This is a genomic window from Paenibacillus sp. SC116, from assembly GCF_024733555.1.
In the GTDB taxonomy this organism is placed as follows: Bacteria; Bacillota; Bacilli; order Paenibacillales; family Paenibacillaceae; genus Paenibacillus_B.
This window is the reverse complement of the sequence record NZ_JANIOF010000004.1, coordinates 141,068-161,574: the sequence shown is the minus strand read 5'-3', so window position 1 is coordinate 161,574 and position 20,507 is coordinate 141,068. Positions and strand designations below refer to the sequence as shown.

Here is a 20,507-nt window from a genome sequence, read left to right as displayed (position 1 = left end):
TCACCTTCCTTCTGTATGGTCTAAAGCCCGTCCATTTCACGTACATATGAAACTATATGCAGCTTCGTACAGACTTACGTCTTGCCTTTAATCTTTAACAAAGAGGTGAATTCAATGCGGTCCGTCCGTTTACTCCACACGTCTGTCTTTCAACACCCGTTGTACACGCTCTTTGTCGGAGCCTCGGTCGTACTGCTTGTCGTCAGCATCATGCTGTATCCTACAGCAGCTTTTCAAGCCTCATTGCAAGGTCTACAAGTATGGTGGACGATTATATTTCCAGCCCTGCTTCCGTTCCTCGTCTTGTCTCATCTTCTGTCGGCATTTGGCTGGGTTCACGCGCTAGGTGTTGTGCTCGAACCTATTATGCGTCTATTGATTCGCGTTCCCGGAGTCGGGGGCTGGGCATGGGCTTTAGGATGGACCGCGGGCTATCCAGCTGGAGCAGAAGTCATTGCCAAACTGCGGCAGCAACAGAGCATTAGCCGCACGGAAGGCGAGCGATTGCTCGCTCTTGCCCATGTGAGCAACCCTGTCTTTCTCGTTGCTGTTGTAGGTGTAGGCTTTATGAAGCAAGCCGATGTTGGACTATTGCTCGCTTGCATACATTGGATCACTGCATTGCTAACGGCTGTCTTCCTACGTATGGTTGATGGACGAAAAAAAGTTGCAACGATATCTAGCTTCACCTATTTATCCCGTTCAACCACAGCGGAACAACCTACCACAACAAGCATTCACCCCACTGAGCTTGCTGCAACACAATCGCTTAAACCGTCTTTTTCTCAACGAGTGCTTAACAGTATGGAACAAGCCCGCCAAATGGATGGCAGACCCATTGGCAGGCTGCTTGGCGAAGCTGTCTCATCAGCTGTCCAGACCTTAATGATGATTGGCGGCTATATTATGATGTTCTCCGTCCTCATTCAAGTCGCTCGTCTTGCACTCCCATCTACAATGGGAAATTTGCTTATGAATGGTCTACTGGAAGTTAATCTCGGGGCATTCACAATCAGCTCCGCCGCTTTTAGCTCTTCGGAGTTCCAAGCCGCCCTCGTCAGCGCTGTCTTGGCATGGAGCGGTATTAGCTCACATTTGCAGGTCCACAGCTTAATCAAGCAAACGGACTTACGATATTGGCGCTTCTTTGCAGCTAGACTGCTTCACGCCCTGCTCGCATTCATCTTAACGTATGTATGCTGGACACCCTTGCTGGCACTTTTTCGAAGCTCAGCTGCTATTGCTCCGGTATGGGTAGATGCTGCACCTGCTGTGCCAACTGGAATCGGTATCGCAGCTCACAGTCATCATTCATCCATATCCTTATTTCAATCCTTGCTTGAAGGAAATGTTGATACCCTTTGGATCATGATTTGGAACAGCATAGTCGGAGCAGAGCAATACTTATCATTGTTTTATGTCTGGCTTCAGCCATTTGTACTGCTCCTTTTTGCAGGTGCAGGCTTGCTCTTACTCACTGTACTTAGCTACTGGATACATGCAGCTGTACCGAAGAAATAATTCATAACAAATAATTAGTTCATGTCACTATATTTGTGACGAAGAGCCTGCTCCACTTCTGGTGTGACGAACTCTCCAACTGCACCACCAAAACGGGCGATTTCTTTCACCATACTAGAGCTTAAGTAAGAATATTTAGGATTCGTCATCATAAAGATCGTTTCGATGCGCTCATTTAACTTTTGATTCGTACTCGCCAGTTGCATCTCATATTCAAAATCAGTAACGGTACGGATTCCGCGCACAATAACGTGCGCTTCTTTTTTATCCATATAGTTAACGAGCAAGTCTCGGAACCCATCTACTTCCACGTTCGGAATATCAGCCGTTGCTGTTCGCAGCAGCTCTTTTTTCTCTTCCACCGTAAACAATGGATTTTTGCTTAAATTGTTGAGCACCGCAACGATAACTTTATCAAATTGCTTCGCCGAACGACGAATGATATCAATATGCCCTAACGTGACAGGATCAAAGCTGCCTGGATAAACAGCAATCCGTGGTTTGCATTCGTTCGTCATGATGATGACTCCTCTCCTCGTTCCTCTAGCTCGTCTTGTTTCTTTTTATACAGAGATAAAGCGATTTCACCATATTTAGCATTTCTGAAGCAGTCCATACTTCCTATTTGCTCAGGATAGGTGTAGTTGGAATCATGCTCAATTACTACGATCGCATGCTCGCTTAACATTTCCTGCTCCAGCATCGTTGTCAGCATTTCATCTGCATCAGTCATCCGATAAGGAGGATCCATAAAGACGAGATCAAACTTCATATCTCGCTTTGCTATTGCTTTAAGCGCTCGTTTTGCATCATTGCGGAAAATCTCAGCTTTCTCAGCTACTCGTGCAGCGTTCACATTATGTTTGATCGTCTCGATCGCTTTCGGGTCCATATCAATAAATACAGCATGGTCTATACCTCGGCTGAGCGCCTCGATTCCAAGTCCACCTGTACCTGCAAACAAATCAAGTGCTGTCCCGCCATCAAAATAGGGGCCTATCATACTAAACAATGCTTCCTTAACTTTATCCGTCGTCGGGCGTGTATTCATGCCCGGTACCGCTTTCAATGAACGACCTCTCGCCGTCCCCGAAATGACTCTCATCTTATCACCTTGCCTGTACGTTTATCATGTATCACTTCGTTGCATCACGAAATTGGAGATTATTCTCCAGTATTCGACGTTAATCGTAACATATTCAATGATAGAGTGAAAGGAGCGTAGGCAGTTCCAAACTCCTCTGCAAAGCAACAAAGTACCTTCTCCTAGGGAAAAGGTACTTCATTAAACTTCTGCATTTACTTGATATACAACTACTTGATATACGGCATATAAGGTGACAGGCATAAATTTATTGCTTGCTTGTCAATTTTTCATTTTAACTTGATGTAATATGGGTTCGAATCAATTCCTTCACATGTTCCAACATATTTGCTCTCGTGGTATCGTCTACGGTTGGTACAGATTCAAAATAACGATGTTCAAGTACCTGGATACCTACAAAGTTAAATATGCCTTCATCAATCGTCTTCTCCAGAGCTTCAAACATACCAACTTGTCGGTAATGTGCTTCACTGTTGCCCATCGTCGTCACCATTAGCGCCTTCTTGCCTGTTAACAACTTATGTAATCCGTTGTCATCCATGGAATAGGCAAAACCATACGAAAATACGCGATCGATATACCCTTTTAACAACGCAGGTAACCCTGCCCACCATAATGGATAAATAATAAGTAGTATATCCGCCCACAACACCAACTCCTGCTCCGCCAGTACATCCCCTCGTGCCGTTCCTTCTTTTGAATTGGCCAAATCCTCAACTGTCATGACTGGATCAAACTGCAAACTATATAGATCACGGATCTGAATTTCATGTCCGAGTGATTGCAATTCAGATACTGCTTCATCCAAAACACCGTGATTGAAGCTGTCAGAATTGGGGTGTGCGCTAATGACTAACACATTTGTCATGTGTGCGACCTCCTTCATCAATTTTCCCTATTTGTTAAGATGCTTCGATGAAGGAAGATCCATTCCTATTGTATTTTATATTTTTTTCCTTAATCCAGTCCATATTTCAATTTTAGACGTAGACTTTCTAGTTCTATTACCTTATTCAAATCCTGCTCTATTGTTGCCTCATCAACGAAAACTACTCGTAGAAAATCATACAACACTTGCACGTCGTTATAATGCAACCGACCGTCTTTCGTAATGGTTAAGTTACCGCTATCAGAATCATACGATAATCCTTCAAATGAAGAAGTATTTACAAGTACTACATTACTCTTTACTACATTAGCAACCAAGCTTCCTGTTGCTTCTCCCACTACGCGCACCGGAACGTAAACACTTCCACTTTCATCATCTATAAATGGGGCAGCTTGTAATGCTTTCTTTTGCCCATTAATAATTGACGATTTACTACCGACTGTAAATGTTATCTTTATATTTTCACCTGGAAACAGAGATGTTCCCGTTACTTGTTTTTTCTCTTCATCGTAACTGACAGTTAATCCAAGCACTTGAAACAATTCACGAAAAGGTACGAAAGTTACGTTGTTTTTCACCTTCGCACTGCCTTCCAATGGCTCCCCATTTACAACAACAAAGGTGTTGCTTAGACGGGCTGCTGCCGACATTGGCATAACAGAAACTGCTACAAGCACAAATAAAGTAAAAAATAATATCTTTTTCATTAGACCCACTCCTGTTCTTTTATGTCAGATGAATATTATCCCATATGAAATAAACTAACAGAAGTAAAATTATGGTTCTATAAAAAATAAAATCGGGGCCCTCTTTCGAGAGCCCCTTTTCATGGGAGAGGAGAAACCGGACGAAGAGCTTATGGGGAAACGTAAGTCTTCTCCGCGGTTGTCTACGACATTCGATGATGTCGATAATTTTAGGATTGCCGATTCTTATAAAATTATACGTGCAGGAACAAATTGTTTTTCTTTTCATGTGGAGAAAATATTCACCTGTCGTGGAGAAAATGTTCACCTGTTCATTCTATTGCACAACTAAAAAAATAAGATTAGACTTTGAAGGAACATACTTCCATCTCGTAATCAGACAATTTTGTTAGGGGGAATATGCTAGCCATCCCTCTGGAGATCTTGATCAGGTTAGGGACGGAAATTTGTTCTTGCAAGGTATCACAATAGATAAATAGAGAGAGGGAAGCAAAATGAAATTTAGAAAATGGACAGCTGCAAGTATCGTAATAGTGCTGCTATTTACCTTGTTGCCGCTAACAGCTTCATCAGCAGCCACAGGTATGCCAGGAACACCTGCCCTATCGCAAGACAACTGGGATGGAGATGGAAACTATGCCATTACGATGAACTTGCATTGGGGACAAAATGGAACATCTCTAGAATGGTATGAAAATGGTGTGTTGATCGACACACAAGCGTTAACGGACAACAGCCCCAACCACCAAACAGCAACCAAAACCTTTAGTAGCAAGGTAAATGGCTCCTACATATATACAGCCAAGCTCATTAACAATTTCGGAAATGCATCAAGCCAACCTATAACGGTGACTGTCACAAACAGCAATACGACGCCCGCGCCTGTAGGAAATGGCACAGGACTTACAGGGTACTATTATAACAATGTTGATTTTTCGAACTTAAAGTTAAAGCGCTTTGATTCTACTATTCAATTCGACTGGGGCACGAACTCTGCTAGTCCACTAATTGAAGCTGATACGTTCTCGGTTCGTTGGATAGGCGAAGTTCAAGCACAATTTAGCGAAACTTATACGTTTACGACCGCATCGAGCGACGGCGTGCGATTATGGGTTAACAATCAATTACTTATTGATCAATGGAATGATCACGATACGACTGAGCATAGCGGTACAATTGCGCTCACTGCCGGACAGAAATACACAATCAAGCTGGAATATTATGAACGCACCACTAATGCAGTAGCTAAATTATATTGGAGCAGTCCATCTACACCAAAGAGCATCATCCCACATACACAGTTGTATCCTGCCCCTACACCCGACATTGAAGTTACTAACTTTACCGATAATCAAACCATCGACTATCCACTGCCCTTGATCCGAGGTTTAGTTAGTGATACGAATGCGACTTCTGTCACACTAACAAACACATCTTCGAATCGAAACACGAAAGTAATGCAAGGTCAGGTCCATCAAGGCCAGTTTAAAGTATTTGCAGATTTGGTCCCTGGTGAAAACAATTTAATTATCCAGAATGGCACGAAACAGACCACTTTGAAGATGACTTATGTACCGCAATCCAACAACGCAGTTGTCCGCATCTTCTGGTATGTCCCAAGTGACGGAAATACTAATTACCATACCTTTTTACCCAACGACCCTCAGAACTATGCAGCAAAGCTCAGTACCTATATGAAGGTAATCCAATCCTTTACTGCGGAGTCTATGAACAATAATGGATATGGTCGCAAAACGTTTAATGTGGAGCTGGACAATACCACCGGGAAAGTAAATGTACATGTACTGAAAAGCAATCATCCAATCTCCTACTATTACAACACGACTTACAAGGGAGACGATTTATATCATGAAGTAGCTGGTCTTATTCCTCAACAATATCCGCAGGCAGGCACGAAAAATCTTACCTTTGTCGGCTTTACCAAGTATGACGCAGCCACTAACTATACGTATGCCAACGTTGCGCTAGGCGGAGGAGATTACGGCGTAAGCGGCGGCGCAAGCGTATGGCTGTTCCCGAACAATGAGACCGAGGTACAGAGCAAATTTGCTGATTTTAGCATGATCGACCCTGCCTTCATTGGAGAACCTTATACTAATGTACAGAAAGCGCTCTCGGTCGGTTACGGAACCGCACTGCATGAACTTGGACATGCCCTCGGCCTGCCACACGAAGGTGGACCGAACTCCATTATGTGGCGTGGCTTCGATTGGCTGCATCGGTTCTTTGTATTGAAGGACGGAAATGGCTACGTCTTTAACGACAATGAACTTCCAGTATGGGATCCTATCAGTGCACTTACATTAAGCAACAGTGCTTTTTTTAATGCAAGCCAGCAACCTAGAGGTATAGCTGTAGGCGGGACAGTTACGGTCAGCAATACGAATAGCCCTGTAGGTCAGACCAAAGAAAGTGCCTTTGATCATAATGAAGCTTCGAAGTGGTTGGTATTTGACAGTACAGCGTCCATTCAATACCAATTCCAAGGAACAAACGCACATGCAGTACAATCGTATGCGATCACGTCTGCCGAGGATGTGCCTGAAAGAGATCCTCGTAACTGGACCCTATCCGGTTCGAACGACGGAACAACTTGGACTGCCCTTGATACGAGATCAAATGAATTATTCACTAGCCGACATCAGACAAAGACGTATAACATCAGCAATACAACCGCCTATCGATACTACAAATTTTCTCTAGTCAACAACAGTGGCGGAATACTCCAGCTTGCGGAAATTCGTTTATATGAGTAAGTCGTAATAAGCTACTCACTACGCTGATGCTAACACCTAGAATGTAATGCTCCATAGCAACACACATATGACTAGGCATACGAAACAGAGGTATTTTGCTAGCGATACCTCTAGTTCGTATGCCTTTCTTGGATAAAAGACGTGCAATTGCTTCCGAGACGTTGATAGCTTACATTTCTCTCCGAGAGATCCTATTCTACTATCGATTCTGTTATTTTCTCATCTAGATTTTTAATCGCCAACATCGAATTATCCTGAACGATGCCTGTATCTACAAAACCAAATGAAGCGTATAATGTTTTAGCTTTGACATTACTTGTTCGATAAAAGAGGGATACATATTCTGCTTCCCCATATGGCATATTTTCAATATCCATCAACATTTTTTCAAAGGCAAGTTTGCCATATCCTTTCCCCTGATAACTCTTTTCAATCATAATATGCCATATAAAATAGCTCTTCTTCCCGTAAAAAACTTCATTTTCAAATGATTCATGATCCAACGTATCATAAATATACATCAAAAATCCGACCGCAACTCCATCGGCATAAATGGCAATGGGAATCGCTGGTATCCCATCTGCGTTCAACATATGAGCGTCTGCAAAACTTCTGAGGTTAGTAGTTTGTATAAAGTCTTTCTGGTTTTCTCCAACTTCAAGTGCTATTACTTCATCTATGTTATCCCCACTTATTTTTCGTAATTCAATCATTTATTATCTCCTCTCCTAAGACAAGCGACTACCGAAGTATCAATAGTGCCTAATTACGAATTCCATTTACAGGCTTGATTGACATTGATGTAACTACTTTATTGGAGTTAAAATCAACCACGACCATTGGAGCACCTTGTTTCGTCATTTCGTATACCGGAAAATCAGGTACTTTTCTAGCCGTATATCCTTTAAGATCAATATTAAATACTTTTTTCGCGAAGGCTGCCGCATAGGATACTGCGTTCTTCTCTGTTAACGCGACCTTGTCTGTTTTACCAACTGCTTGAAAATCAGTAACACTCCATACTCTACCTGTTTTAGCACCTATATCTACAGCTGTTTGACCATTTTTACCTAGAACGGACCAAACATCCTTACCCTTATCTTTATTTCTCGCTATACTAGATATCTCCATTGTTCGACCCATCGCCGCTTTAAACTCACGCTCTGCTTTTTTCTTTATTTCAGCATTCCACTCAGACTTTGGATAGATTACCGTTGCAAAGTCTACTTTGTCACCAAGAAACCTTACGCTGAAGTTTTTTCCTTGTAGGTATGCAGTTGCTATCTCGCTAGATTTGTCATCATAACTTATCATTTTCATTACTTTCTCAACTTCAAAAGTTTGTGCAGCGTCTATTTCCTTCAAATTGTTCATCGCCAACTCAACTTGTTTAGGATTTGCTTTATCTTTACTTACATAAATAGACGCCGTTAATACTTTTCCTGTTTTTTGGTCTACCACAACATATCCATTGTCTTCTTTTGCCTTGGTACGAAGAAAAATTCTATTATCATAAATAGATACTGCATCAATTAGTTCCACATCTTTGTCTGCCAGTTGTCGCAAGCTCTTTTTCGCTGCTTCTACGATTTTCGCATCCAGATCAGCTAGCTTTTTTGCCTCGCTCTTCTTGGACGCAATACCTTGTAGGGGCCCATCCTGCGCTGCTGTTACCTTGGAATAAGGAGTAAGTAACACCCCTGTCGCTACAACGAATGCCAACAACCATTTTCCTATTTTCATATGTATTTCCCTCCTGGTCTATGATGTTTCCAATTATTAGATCGTTTATCTTCCAAAATAGCTTTACATTTTCAAACTTTATTTATTTTCTAGAAAACAAGTAAAGTAATAGCAGCATTCCTAATTAGTAAGTCAAACTCCATAAAAAAAGAGCTGATACCGACAAACTATCGGTACCAGCTTATTGAAACCTGAGCGCGAGTAACCGCCCATACGCGTCGGCGCTACAGATATACTCTGAACCATAGAATTCTCACCCCACTTCATTTCATTACGTATGAAAATCAAACTGTTGATCGTTGCGAAGGCCAGACTGAAATAAATGACCTTTAAAATATAACGATGCGAAAATAGATCAAACCAATCACTAATAAAAAGATCGATATAACAAATTGATTTGTTCCTTTCAAATACCACCATTCCATACTAATGTGAAATACCGCTCCAACTACAAAAACGATCAAGAAAAACCACTTCATTGTATCTTCTTCTGTCGTGTCTAGAACAAAGAAATAAAGGTAGATTAAAAAAAATAAGATACATCCTTTTCCCCATCTGTTTATATTTTTTCCATTGGTATCAGAAATTTTCGGTGATGGATTTTTAAGTATATATTTTTCTAAAATAATGCCTATAACTGCTAACATCAATACTAATATAGAAATGGATAACTCCATAAATGCCCCCTACTTTTTTTCCACCAACATGTTCGTTTGCTTGTAGCAATCGTTATTGAATCGGCCCCGTCTCAATTTGCTGTTCATTGCAGGCTGTCAACAATAATAAAAGGAACAAGAAGATTGGTTTGATCTTATTCATCTTAAGTTCACTCCTCCAATTCTATGAAGCTACTAAATTGTATGTAACTACTGAACAGCATAACTTTTACATTATTATACATCTAATAGTCGAATGGAGAAAGCTTTGGAGCGTGAAGTCAGTGTTATCTAGCCCCGCCTCATTTTCAAACATTCAGAAATCGTCATACTATGTGAAAATTCCATTTAGTGACCAAACCAGAAAACCCAAGGGAGGAGATTCACCTTCGATTGGCTATATGTGGTAAAATATAGTTGATTCCCGTGCCATAGATAGGAGGATTGTTATGTCTTCACAAATCGAGAATGAGCCGAACCATGAGTCGAATCTTTATATAGAATCAGATGGACACAAAGCAGCTCTTCGCGCGATTCAATATATGAAAGACCATCTTGATGAAGAGATCACATCCGAACAGTTAGCTGCTCATGTCGGCTACAGCCCCTATCATTTTACAAGGGTATTCAAGCGAGCAACGGGCATTTCTCCACGTCATTATTTGACTGCTTTGCGGATGGAATCTGGCAAGGAACTACTGCTTAAAGAGCCTTCCCTAATGACGAAAGTGATGCTTTCAATTGGCTTTCGCAGCGCTGGTTCCTTTACCACAAGATTCAAAGAGCATGTAGGCGTATCACCAAAACGATTTCACGGGTCCGCCCGTTCACTGCTTACCTATATGAATCAATATAAAGAACAAGAGGTTGAGCTTGAGCAGCCTCAAATTGTAGAACATTCCCTTTCCACTGGAACCGTAACATGCCATATCGGAGCACCTACATCGTTTCGCGGCATTATTTTTGTAGGACTATTCCCAAGGCCGATTCCCAATCAAAGACCGATTGCTGGAACCGCATTGAATCGTGGACGACATTCCTATACATTTACTGGTGTGCCATCCGGCAGTTATTACGCGATGGCGGTATCCATACCATGGAGCTTGAACCCGAAAGATTATTTCGTACTGGATCATTGTTTACGAGGCATGTACGAGGAAATTGTGCATGTTTCAGATAATAGCGAACATACATTAACACTCTCCATGCGCGAGCGCCAGGAGACCGACCCACCGATCATCGTCAATTTGCCACAACTTCTCTTCGAGCACACTTCTTCCAATCGAGCAAAGTAGAAGAATTTATCATCTCCATCCTCCTTTACAATGTGGTCACTACCACTCTAAAGGGGAATTTTTCATGTTCAAACTTTGTGTCATTTCTATTTATGTAAGCGATATTGAGCTAGCGAAGGAATTTTACTGTGAGAAACTAGGCTTTACCATCTCGGAACAATACGATGAAGCGACAATTGGTCTGGTGAACGATGGAGTCGCAATTGTTTTATGCAAAACCGAATGTGAGTCAACTGCAAGCTATTCTCAGGAAGCACAAGTTGTGCTTGGATTCGAGACTGACAATTTGCTCAACAAAATGCAAGAGCTGTCCGCCAAAGGAATTAAAATGCTCTTCGATACACCTCAACCATGCCCGCCTGGCCACTATAATGCGTTTCTCGATCCATTTGGCAATGCATTCGAATTGCTAGAGTTCAGCAAATAATTTAGTGTTCACTGCTAAAAGCAACTATCTACCATTAACTATCTATCATCACTCGGAGGTCTACCTATGACGATTATCCAACAGATTCATATTGAAAATGGTCAAGATCAAGTTTGGCAAGCATGGCTTGAAGCAGGTCATCTTGTAAAATGGTTCTCCCCCGCAGCTGAAATCGAAGCCACAGTTGGCGGCAAATTCGAACTGTATTTTGACCCTTTCAATAAAAACTCAATGAGCACAATAGGATGCTGTATTTTACACCTTGAACCTTATCAATCCTTTACTTTTCAATGGAAAGGACCCGATCCTTTCGCAGGGGTGATGAATCAGGAAGATCACTTAACCGAAGTGAAAGTCGTATTACATCCTGTTGCTAACGGAACGAATATCCTCCTTAGTCACTCAGGCTGGCATAACCCTGATTCGATGGAAACACAACAAGCAATCGAGTGGCATAAGGGAGCTTGGGCAAATATGCTATCTAGTTTGAAATCCTATTTAGAATCTACAAATGAAGATACGCAAATAAAATCATGTGAAGGTTGCAGCTAATGTTTGCGTTCCATTTACTAATTACCTAAGTCCAGCACAGCACATGACACAATATCAATAACCAAACGAAAGGGAATGATAGCATGGTTTTTGAAATGACGGTCCAAGTTCGTGTGACAGATATGAAAAGAGGAATCTTCTGGTATGAAACTTTACTAGGTAAACCACCCGAATGTGCAGCGCACGAAGATGTTGCTGAATGGGAGATTCTCCCCGGATGTTGGCTGCAAGTAATAAAAGGAGAGCCTGCGAAAGGAAGCGGCCCTATTCGATTAGGGGTAACAGATATAGAAGCAGAACGCCAGCGGGTCGAAAGTCAATTACAAGTTGAACCATTTGACATCCATACGAGAGAAGAACTATCCGTGAAATGGGGAACGTTTACGGATCCTTGGGGGAATCGTCTTGGGTTCTTTCAATACTTGAATCAGGCAGACCAAGATGAGCGAATAAAGGCCATTTTAGCAAATGAGTCCTGCACAAATGGATAGTATGGACAAAAGTGCAGCTATTTTAGGGGGAAAACATCATTTCGCACTAATTCTGGACAAATATGCAGTTCACTTTCACGATTAGGCCTGAAAATGGTCGAGATCACAAAAATAAATGTATTTTTGACGTTAATTAATAAAATAGGCACACTTTCTAATTAAATAACTGCATAATTGTCACTAAATAAACGAGTAGCCTTTCTACGAATGAATTTTTTGGCTTCCGAGTAACAGCACTGCCGCAAAGGTAGTGCCATAAGTAGTTCAAGTTCAATAAAAAGTAATACAACAATACGAACGCAGCCTCACTCCTTTTCAGAAAAGGGCATATAGTAAATGAATCCCTACCTCTAATAACTGGAGGAGAGCAATATGCCCAATTATCGTATTATCGTCGATCTTTCGGATCGGGCCTTATATTTATTGGATAGCGATATCGTTGTTCGAGGATTTCCCGTCGGCATCGGTAAAATGTTAACGCAGACTCCCGCAGGAGAGTATACGATCATCAACAAGCAGCCCAACCCCGGCGGTCCATTCGGCGTTTTTTGGATGGGACTTTCCAAGCCCCATTATGGCATTCATGGCACAAATGATCCTGCTTCCATTGGTCACTTAGTGTCCCACGGCTGTATTCGTATGTACAACGAGGACGTGTTAGCATTAGCTTCCCTAGTACCGATCGGTACACGCGTTACCATACGACCGTAGCTATTTGTAGGCAACATGTAGACAACATACAGGCAACACCATCCACACAATAAAAAACAGCCCTGGTCCTATCATTCCTAGGGTCCAGGGCTATTACTTTACATATAAATTTCAATAATTGCTCTATCTTCACCGTGCTTCCGAAGCGTGTTGAACTCATGCTGACTCACACGAATACCACCACTCCGATAGCGATTATCCACAACAGTCGCAACCGCCTCTACGCCGTTCACAACAACCTTACTAACTGACGTTCCTGCTATATGATAGATAAATGTAACTGGCACACCTGCATATTCGAACTCAAAACGCATTCCATCCAGCATCTGTGGCAGCACAGGATCGATAAGAAGATCCCCATTTTCCTGCCGGATGCCAAGCGCATTCGAGATTAGCTGGTTCATGTAAATCCCTGGCCCGCTGGAGTAGATTCTCCAACCGCCTTTCACCGCTACCTCGCCTGTACGAAGCTTGTCGAAGCACTCTTGCGCTTCGTAGCGGGTATTAAACTTTCCATCTGAGCTGCTAAAATACGCATTACTTTGACGAAGCTCCGCATTTTTCACTACATCACGAAGGCCAATCGGATTAATCGTCGCAAGCCCGCTCCATACTTCATCCGCCTTGCCTAGTTTCGCCATCGCTTCCACATATCGAATATGAGCATGCACATATTGAAGACCAATTTCTCTGCCGAAATTGGCAGCTTGCTCAGCACGCTTGAAGTGTGTGCTTACCCCTCCAGCATATTGTGCTGGTCGGTTCATAAGCCTTACCCCATCTGGGCAGTAAAACTGCTCACGAATGATGCGGTAATGGGCTTCCGCTTGCTCCGGCGGCAGCAATTCACTAATCATACTGCGCGTCATCGGCAGCAGTCGATACTGAATGCCTGTTTCTTTATCCGTTGGATGCAGCATAAGCTTCGCCTGATCAGGCTGCTCCATATAGACGAACCCCGGAATAACGTCCGTCTGCATCATATATCGGTTGAAGTCGCGCTCGATTCCCTCCGCCATTTCATGCAGCTCAGTACCCAATCCCTGATCATACTCACGAATAACTTTTGAAAATTGACGAATCGTCTGGTACGTTAGCGCAACCGTCCAACTGCTAATCAAATATTGCTTTAACTGCGCGTTCGCAGGCTGCAGTGTATCATCCCAATCACCATCACCGTAGGAAGACAAATACGTATCATGTAGAAAATGATTACGAATATAAGAGATTTCCTTTTGCGCATGTGCTAGTACTGTCGCACGTTCTTCAGTAAAGTCAAAGCTGTGCTTGCGAGTGTACGGCACCAATTCCTCCAAAATACTAAAGTCGCGTGTGACAGCCAAATAGTCGCCAAGCACTTTTAAAGGCCAAACGATAATATCGCCGTGACTGTCTTCTTGTTGAATTTTCGTATATTTATCAAACATAAACCACTGCGGCCAGTTGCCGTCATCTTCATACTGATGCGCGAACACAGTCAGCAATATTTCACGAACCTGCTCATATTTATGAGTCGCCATAAAATATTCAACAGGTCCTTGGCACACATCACGTGTCCCCCAAGCGGCGCCGCCATACTGCTCCAAGCCATGCGGCATGGAATAATGCACAAGCATGTTATGGGTATACCACCAGGCCAATGCGTTAACTTTGAACAAGTCGCCTTCTTGCTCATCTTTATGAGATAAACGGAATCCATTCATCACACCATCAAAAAACTCGCGGTAACGCTCTATTTCAGATGCCATATCGAGCTGTCGCAAAGGCAACTGTTCGCCATCGATCAGCCCTTGCACGCTCATTGTCCAATCACTGCTCGCACTTAACTCCAGTACAGATAAGGATGCATTTCCTTTACTGATTCTTGGAGCCAACATACGCTCATCCAATATAGACACATGAGCTCCATCAATATGCATTTGGTATGCTAAATTCGGATGTACCCCCGCGCTAAGCGAAGACGCATCTGCGTGGAACAGCAACGTACTCCCATTCTGGCTCATATGATAAGGCATCTCATATTCATCGACGTTCATCGATATTTGACTTGTCACAACGAAACGATAGCTGCTGCCATTCATCGAACGAACATTCAATCTCACTTCAGGGGAATCCACAGTCGTAAAGTTTGTAATCATCAATAAATCATCTTCTGTTTTGTAGTACCAACGCGTATAATTGAAGCCCATCTCGAACAAAGACGGCATCGCAAGCAAACGATAGATTCCATCCAACTCCACATAAATGCGCTGCCCAGACGTCTTAGGTATGTTAAGCGCATTGCGAGCATTCGTCATCATTTTATTAAAGCTCGTATTACCAACGACAAGTTGAGAGTTAAATATGCCGTACATATACGAAGTCGTCGTTATCACATTATCTTTCATATGCGCATTGTCGCCGCTCATCAAAATATGACCATGAGGACGCTCTACGCGCAGCTCTTTCTCTTTTAAGACGACATGCTCATATTGTTCCGTGAAGAAGGACAAAAGCTGTCCATCCGCCCGTTCCTCCTGATAACGTTGTGGGAACAGCTTCTCTAGTTCTTCCTCAGTAAAAGGAACCGTTTGCAGCGGAGCACCAAAACTCGGCGACAATCGCACAGCATCGAGCCAAGTTCCACCTTCGCCAAGCTCCCGTGCATTTTCTATACCATCCCACGCTTTTTGCACTTTATCACTATATTCTAATGTTGAAATCGCTTCAGGATGATTCTCTTGGAATACGCCGTAAAATACGAACTTAGCCTCTCCCTTTAAGCGTACTCGCTCTGACTGAAGTGCAGCATAAGCAAATTCATATTGATAGATTTCATTCGCTAATGTCGTCTGCGTCAAGCGCTCAGGTTCGTTCGTTTCTTTATAGGACAAGCCGAAAAATTGAAAACCATCTGTTGAATAGCCTATCGCTTTTGTCAAAGATCCTTGCTGTATATATGGAAATTGTCCGCCTTGTGGCAAGTTCTGACGCGAACAAATCACATAACCTCGGTTATCATCTTCAAATACGGCATGATCAATATAATGGGACAAATATGCTTCATTGCTGCGAACAGCGCGAGGATCAGCGATACCGATGTCTTGCCCATAAATGACATCTATATCTAGGTCTACATCATGTCCTTCTACGGATACATCCCAGAACCACATTCCTTGTTCCGTCAAAGTCAGTACGACACGATAGCTGACCAATGCTCCTTCTCTAGGCAATTCTCCTTCCCACATCATCGTGTTTCCTTCTGTCCAAACACGGCTGGAGGAACGTACACCTAAGAGCGGATATGCTTGAATGCCATCTGCTTCGTACACGCGTAAATACAAATTGTTCATCGAACCATCTATCGAGTTAGCCAACCATTGGTTGATCATTACATCCTGATAAGTCGCTTGATATAGATCTCCACTAGTTAAGAAAGTAAAAGCTAGAGATCCCGCTTCTAGACGGATTTTGTTATTCGTCAACGTTGTCATCTCCTCACTCCCAATCCTCATCATCTCTATGACATTACCGTACGAAATGGAATCTGCGTTCCATCACATCTCGACTGTTCGATCCTACAAATACTGCAAACTCCCCTGGATCGCTTGTAAACTGCAAATCGGCATGATGATAGCGAAGCTGCTCTTCTGTAATCGTAAATGTCACCTTGCGACTTTCTCCTGGCTCAAGCGATATCTTCGCAAAATTTTTAAGCTCCTTAAGCGGTCTTACGACATCACCTGAGATATCACGCACATACAACTGAACGACTTCTTCACCTGTCTGTTTTCCCATGTTCGTTACCGTTACTTCCACTTGGAGTGGACGTTCTTCCGTCATTGTATCCTCCGAAAGAATAAGCTCCCCATAGGAGAAAGTCGTATAGCTCAGACCATAACCAAACGGGAACAACGGTGCATTCGGAACATCTAAGTATCGAGATACATATCGAGCATCTACATCCTTCGGATCATGCGGGCGACCTGTATTGAAGTGATTATAATAAACAGGCACTTGTCCTACGGAATAAGGGAAGGACATCGTTAGTCGACCTGACGGATTCACATCGCCATACAAAATATCCGCAATCGCTGCCCCGCCTTCGCTTCCTGGGTACCATGCTTCAAGTACTGCATCAACTTGATCATAGACACCATGCAAATCAAGCGGGCGTCCATTAAACAGCACAGCAACCATCGGCTTATGCAGCAGCTTCAATCTTGCAATTAGCTCCAACTGTGCTTGCGGCAGCTTAATGTCGGCTCTACAACCGCCTTCACCGCTCATATCTGAGTTTTCTCCTAATGCGAGCACGATTATATCTGCTTGTTCAGCTGCCAATAACGCTTCGCTGTACTGCTCCTCGCTCATCATCTCTATGCCTGAACCTTCGGCAATCGCGACGATTGAATCTGGAATTTTCGTAGATAACGCCTGATCCAGACGAACCGCATCTTCCTTCGATCCCGTCCACGACCAATTGCCCAAAATATCATTGTTCTTCGCAAATGGTCCAATTAAAGCAATACGGCTGCTCGGTTGCAGCGGAAGCACATCTCCTTCATTTTTCAACAGAACACAGGATTTAGCGGCCATTTCACGTGAAACTTTGCGATGCTCCTCACAAAATACCACTTCACGCTCGATTGTAGGATCAGCACCGCGCAGCGGGTTATCGAACAAACCAAGCTTTTCCTTCAACTGAAGAACACGTAGGACAGCTTCATCCACAAGCGCTTCATCCACTTTGCCGCTAGCGATCAGCTCTGGTAAATGATGAACGTATGTTGACGTCATCATTTCGATATCAACGCCAGCATGAATGGATTTGTAAGCAGCTTCTTTTTCATTCTCCGCAACTCCATGAGGGATAAGTTCCTTAATAGCAGCCCAGTCGGAAATTAACACGCCGTCAAAGCCCCATTCATCCCGCAGCAAATCACGCATCAGCTTGCTGTTCGCAGTAGCTGGAATGCCATCTACGGTATTAAATGAGGTCATGACCATTTCACAACCTTCATCTAAGGCAGCTTTATAGGCAGGCAAGTAATATTCACGAAGTTGACGTTCTGACAAATCCACAGTGTTGTAATCTCTTCCGCCTTCAGCAAGACCATACGCTGCAAAGTGCTTCACACATGCAGCTACACGATGCAAGTCATTCGTGAGGTCGTCTCCCTGAAACCCTCGGACAAATGCACGTGCGAACATACTGTTCAAGTACGGATCTTCACCTGTAGATTCCATTACTCGTCCCCAGCGAGGATCACGGACTAGATCAACCATCGGTGCAAACGTCACATGGACACCCGACACAGCTGCTTCTTTAGCTGCAACTTCCGCACTTCTCTCAGCCAAGGTCAAATCCCATGAGCAGCCGATAGCAAGCGGGATAGGAAATATCGTCTTGAAGCCATGTATAATGTCCGCCATAAAGAGGAGCGGGATGCCAAGCCGATTATTCTTCAAATGTTCTTGCTGAATATGCTTAATCTTGTCCGCACCAGCTAGCCCTAAGGCAGAACCAGCTTGACGCACCGTCTCCTCGGTAATACCCAACTCTTTCATCGGCCCCGTAATAACGCCGTCACTATCATTTCCATCATAGAAAGGAGCCGCTAACTGGAGCAGCTGCGCAATCTTTTCTTCTAACGTCATTTGCTTCAGTAAATCTACCATTCGCTGTTGATTAACCATCACTGTTTCCTCCCGTTCATCCATGCCTTACTGAGCATGCTGCACTTTATCGAAACGTTTCACCAAACAGACATACGAAATAAACCTCGTACCCTCATAGAGGAAGCCAATCCAATACTCGCTTTATTTTTCGATCCCAATAGCCCCATTCATGTTCACCAGGCTCTTCTTCATACGTGATATCCAGTCCAACATCTATAGCATGATCATAAAAAGAAAGATTATCTTTGTGTAAAAAATCTTCCGTGCCGCAGCACTGGTACAAATGAGGCTGTTGCTCTTGACTAGCAGCGAGCTCAGAAGCTAGCGCAAATAAATCATTCTCGCTTCCCTTTAACTCCTCAGTATTTCCAAAAATACATTCTACTTCATAAGGCAAAAAGCTATTCGGGCCATTGACCCGACTGACAATATCCAATCCACCAGATAAACTAGCAGCTGCCGCATACCGCTCGGGGAAGCTTAACCCCAACTTGAATGCTCCATAGCCTCCCATCGATATGCCAGCTACGAAATTATCTTCCCTACGTTCAGACAAAGGAAATAAAGAACGTGCCACAACTGGAAGCTCCTCGCTCACATAAGTGAAGTAAGGAGAGCCTTTCTTCATATCGGTATAGTAACTGCGGCCAACACTAGGCATAACGAGGGCGACCCCTGTTTCCTCTGCCAGCCTTTCTACAGATGAATGGCGTCCCCATTCCGTATGATCTGCCCCAAGTCCATGCAGCAAAAACAGTACAGGTAGCTTGCCATCACGACTCGCACGCAAGAAAGAATGCTGAGGCAAGACAACCTGGATACTCGTGGATATTGCTAATGTCTCCGCATAAAACCGACACTGAATATTCGCCAAAGCGACCGTCTCCTGCCCACGTTAATGACCTTAGTTTTTTGCAGCAATTACCGACTTACGCTCCATGAGCTCAATTCCTAACTTGTAGGCAGGATTTACTTCATCCCCATCCATCATCTGGAACAATAGATGACCTGCCAATGATCCAGCTTCACGCTTCGGCTGGCGGATTGTCGTGAGCGATGGATTCACATATTCAGCAAGCTGAATATCATCGTAGCCAATTACGGAAATATCATCAGGAACGACAATCGAACTTTCTTCAAATGCTTTCAATCCACCGATCGCCATTTCGTCATTGCCGTAAAAAACAGCCGAAGGCAGTTCCCCTTGCATAATCATCATCTTCGTGGCACGGTAGCCACCTTCACGTACAAAGTTACCGCTCAACCGCCATTTAGTCTTCTCTTCAAGACCCGCTTCCTGCAAAGCCCGAAGATAACCTTCATAACGGCGTTGATTGTCGTAGGAACTGGTAGGGCCGCTAATATAAGCAATCGTCTTATGACCCTTCTCAATTAAATAGCGAGTAGCTGTGTAACCTCCTAGCTCACTATCCACTAGCACATTGATCAAGTAATTACTGGATATTTCCCGATCCATAATGACAATCGGAAAACGTTCACTTGCACATTCTTTCAACGTGTCATTGCTAATGTTGTACGCAAGCACAATAGCTCCATCAGCCCTATTCTCGCGTAAAAACTTTACAGCAGTAGAATCTCGACCGCCCATAGAGCTGCATGCAATCAAGTCATAGCCTCGCGCAAGCGCGACATCTTGAATGCTCTGGATCAGTTCGGAATAGTACGGTCCAGACAAATCGGTCAAAATAAGGGCGATCGTCTTCGTACGGCTCCTTTTCAAATCCATGGCGAAGCCGTTTTTGCGGTAGTTTAATTGACTAGCAGCTTCCAACACCTTCGTTCTCGTCTTTGCGCTCACCTTGCTGTCTCCATTAAGCGCGTATGACGCCGTTGAAAGCGCGACCCCCGCCAGCTTTGCCACATCCTTAATCGTTGCCATTAAACGTCGTCCTTTCTTTCCTCAAGCATAAATATGCATCATCAAAATCAGTAAATGGGTATGACCGTAAGT

18 protein-coding genes are annotated in these 20,507 nt (G+C 43.4%); 7 read left to right on the top strand and 11 right to left on the bottom strand.

All coding sequences use genetic code 11. The features are described from left to right. Positions 1-114: 114 nt before the first annotated feature. Positions 115-1,521, top strand: coding sequence for a nucleoside recognition domain-containing protein (locus NQ117_RS16945; RefSeq protein ID WP_258279210.1), 1,407 nt, complete (start codon positions 115-117; stop codon positions 1,519-1,521). A gap of 14 nt (positions 1,522-1,535) precedes the next feature. Here the strand turns inward: NQ117_RS16945 and coaD are convergent, their stop codons facing one another. From coaD to NQ117_RS16925, 4 genes are all read right to left on the bottom strand, one after another. Beyond that, positions 1,536-2,039 carry a pantetheine-phosphate adenylyltransferase gene (gene coaD, locus NQ117_RS16940; protein WP_258279209.1) on the bottom strand — a complete coding sequence of 168 codons (504 nt, stop codon included), beginning with the start codon at positions 2,037-2,039 and terminating at the stop codon, positions 1,536-1,538. After that, complete coding sequence (gene rsmD / locus NQ117_RS16935) at positions 2,036-2,626, bottom strand: 16S rRNA (guanine(966)-N(2))-methyltransferase RsmD (protein WP_258279208.1); 591 nt, start codon at positions 2,624-2,626, stop codon at positions 2,036-2,038. Before rsmD ends, coaD begins: the two co-directional genes overlap by 4 nt. A gap of 274 nt (positions 2,627-2,900) precedes the next feature. Further along, the gene (locus NQ117_RS16930) at positions 2,901-3,494 is read right to left on the bottom strand and encodes an NAD(P)H-dependent oxidoreductase (RefSeq protein ID WP_258279207.1); all 594 of its coding nucleotides are present in this window, start codon (positions 3,492-3,494) and stop codon (positions 2,901-2,903) included. An 89-nt stretch (positions 3,495-3,583) separates the two neighbouring features. Beyond that, a complete protein-coding gene (locus tag NQ117_RS16925; RefSeq protein WP_258279206.1) occupies positions 3,584-4,222 on the bottom strand; it encodes a copper amine oxidase N-terminal domain-containing protein in 639 nt (212 codons plus the stop codon). 494 nt (positions 4,223-4,716) lie between these two features. On the opposite strand from NQ117_RS16925, the gene NQ117_RS16920 reads away from it, so the two are divergent. Further along, positions 4,717-6,999, top strand: coding sequence for a PA14 domain-containing protein (locus NQ117_RS16920; RefSeq protein ID WP_258279205.1), 2,283 nt, complete (start codon positions 4,717-4,719; stop codon positions 6,997-6,999). Between the two features lie 191 nt (positions 7,000-7,190). Here the strand turns inward: NQ117_RS16920 and NQ117_RS16915 are convergent, their stop codons facing one another. The 3 genes from NQ117_RS16915 to NQ117_RS16905 form a co-directional block, all read right to left on the bottom strand. Then, a complete protein-coding gene (locus NQ117_RS16915; protein WP_258279204.1) occupies positions 7,191-7,712 on the bottom strand; it encodes a GNAT family N-acetyltransferase in 522 nt (173 codons plus the stop codon). 49 nt (positions 7,713-7,761) lie between these two features. Beyond that, complete coding sequence (locus NQ117_RS16910; protein WP_258279203.1) at positions 7,762-8,742, bottom strand: hypothetical protein; 981 nt, start codon at positions 8,740-8,742, stop codon at positions 7,762-7,764. A 329-nt stretch (positions 8,743-9,071) separates the two neighbouring features. After that, positions 9,072-9,419 carry a hypothetical protein gene (locus tag NQ117_RS16905; protein WP_258279202.1) on the bottom strand — a complete coding sequence of 116 codons (348 nt, stop codon included), beginning with the start codon at positions 9,417-9,419 and terminating at the stop codon, positions 9,072-9,074. Between the two features lie 428 nt (positions 9,420-9,847). On the opposite strand from NQ117_RS16905, the gene NQ117_RS16900 reads away from it, so the two are divergent. The 5 genes from NQ117_RS16900 to NQ117_RS16880 all read left to right on the top strand — a co-directional run bounded on the left by NQ117_RS16900 (position 9,848) and on the right by NQ117_RS16880 (position 12,874). After that, positions 9,848-10,693 carry a helix-turn-helix domain-containing protein gene (locus NQ117_RS16900; protein WP_258279201.1) on the top strand — a complete coding sequence of 282 codons (846 nt, stop codon included), beginning with the start codon at positions 9,848-9,850 and terminating at the stop codon, positions 10,691-10,693. A gap of 64 nt (positions 10,694-10,757) precedes the next feature. Beyond that, complete coding sequence (locus NQ117_RS16895; RefSeq protein ID WP_258279200.1) at positions 10,758-11,120, top strand: VOC family protein; 363 nt, start codon at positions 10,758-10,760, stop codon at positions 11,118-11,120. Between the two features lie 66 nt (positions 11,121-11,186). After that, positions 11,187-11,672 (top strand): SRPBCC family protein, encoded by a 486-nt coding sequence (locus NQ117_RS16890; protein WP_258279199.1) that lies wholly within the window; start codon positions 11,187-11,189, stop codon positions 11,670-11,672. A gap of 83 nt (positions 11,673-11,755) precedes the next feature. Beyond that, positions 11,756-12,163: a VOC family protein gene (locus NQ117_RS16885; RefSeq protein ID WP_258279198.1), complete on the top strand. Its 408-nt coding sequence runs from the start codon at positions 11,756-11,758 to the stop codon at positions 12,161-12,163. Between the two features lie 372 nt (positions 12,164-12,535). After that, the gene (locus NQ117_RS16880; protein ID WP_258279197.1) at positions 12,536-12,874 is read left to right on the top strand and encodes a L,D-transpeptidase; all 339 of its coding nucleotides are present in this window, start codon (positions 12,536-12,538) and stop codon (positions 12,872-12,874) included. A 98-nt stretch (positions 12,875-12,972) separates the two neighbouring features. On the opposite strand, the gene NQ117_RS16875 is transcribed toward NQ117_RS16880, so the two are convergent. The 4 genes from NQ117_RS16875 to NQ117_RS16860 all read right to left on the bottom strand — a co-directional run bounded on the left by NQ117_RS16875 (position 12,973) and on the right by NQ117_RS16860 (position 20,435). Next, a complete protein-coding gene (locus tag NQ117_RS16875) occupies positions 12,973-16,347 on the bottom strand; it encodes a GH36-type glycosyl hydrolase domain-containing protein (RefSeq protein WP_258279196.1) in 3,375 nt (1,124 codons plus the stop codon). 34 nt (positions 16,348-16,381) lie between these two features. Then, a complete protein-coding gene (locus tag NQ117_RS16870; protein WP_258279195.1) occupies positions 16,382-18,553 on the bottom strand; it encodes a glycoside hydrolase family 3 N-terminal domain-containing protein in 2,172 nt (723 codons plus the stop codon). A 94-nt stretch (positions 18,554-18,647) separates the two neighbouring features. Continuing rightward, positions 18,648-19,409, bottom strand: a complete 762-nt coding sequence (locus NQ117_RS16865) for an alpha/beta hydrolase (RefSeq protein WP_258279194.1) — start codon at positions 19,407-19,409, stop codon at positions 18,648-18,650. Positions 19,410-19,439: 30 nt separating this feature from the next. Next, on the bottom strand, positions 19,440-20,435 hold the full coding sequence (locus NQ117_RS16860; RefSeq protein WP_258279193.1) for a LacI family DNA-binding transcriptional regulator: 996 nt from the start codon (positions 20,433-20,435) through the stop codon (positions 19,440-19,442). Positions 20,436-20,507 lie beyond the last annotated feature (72 nt).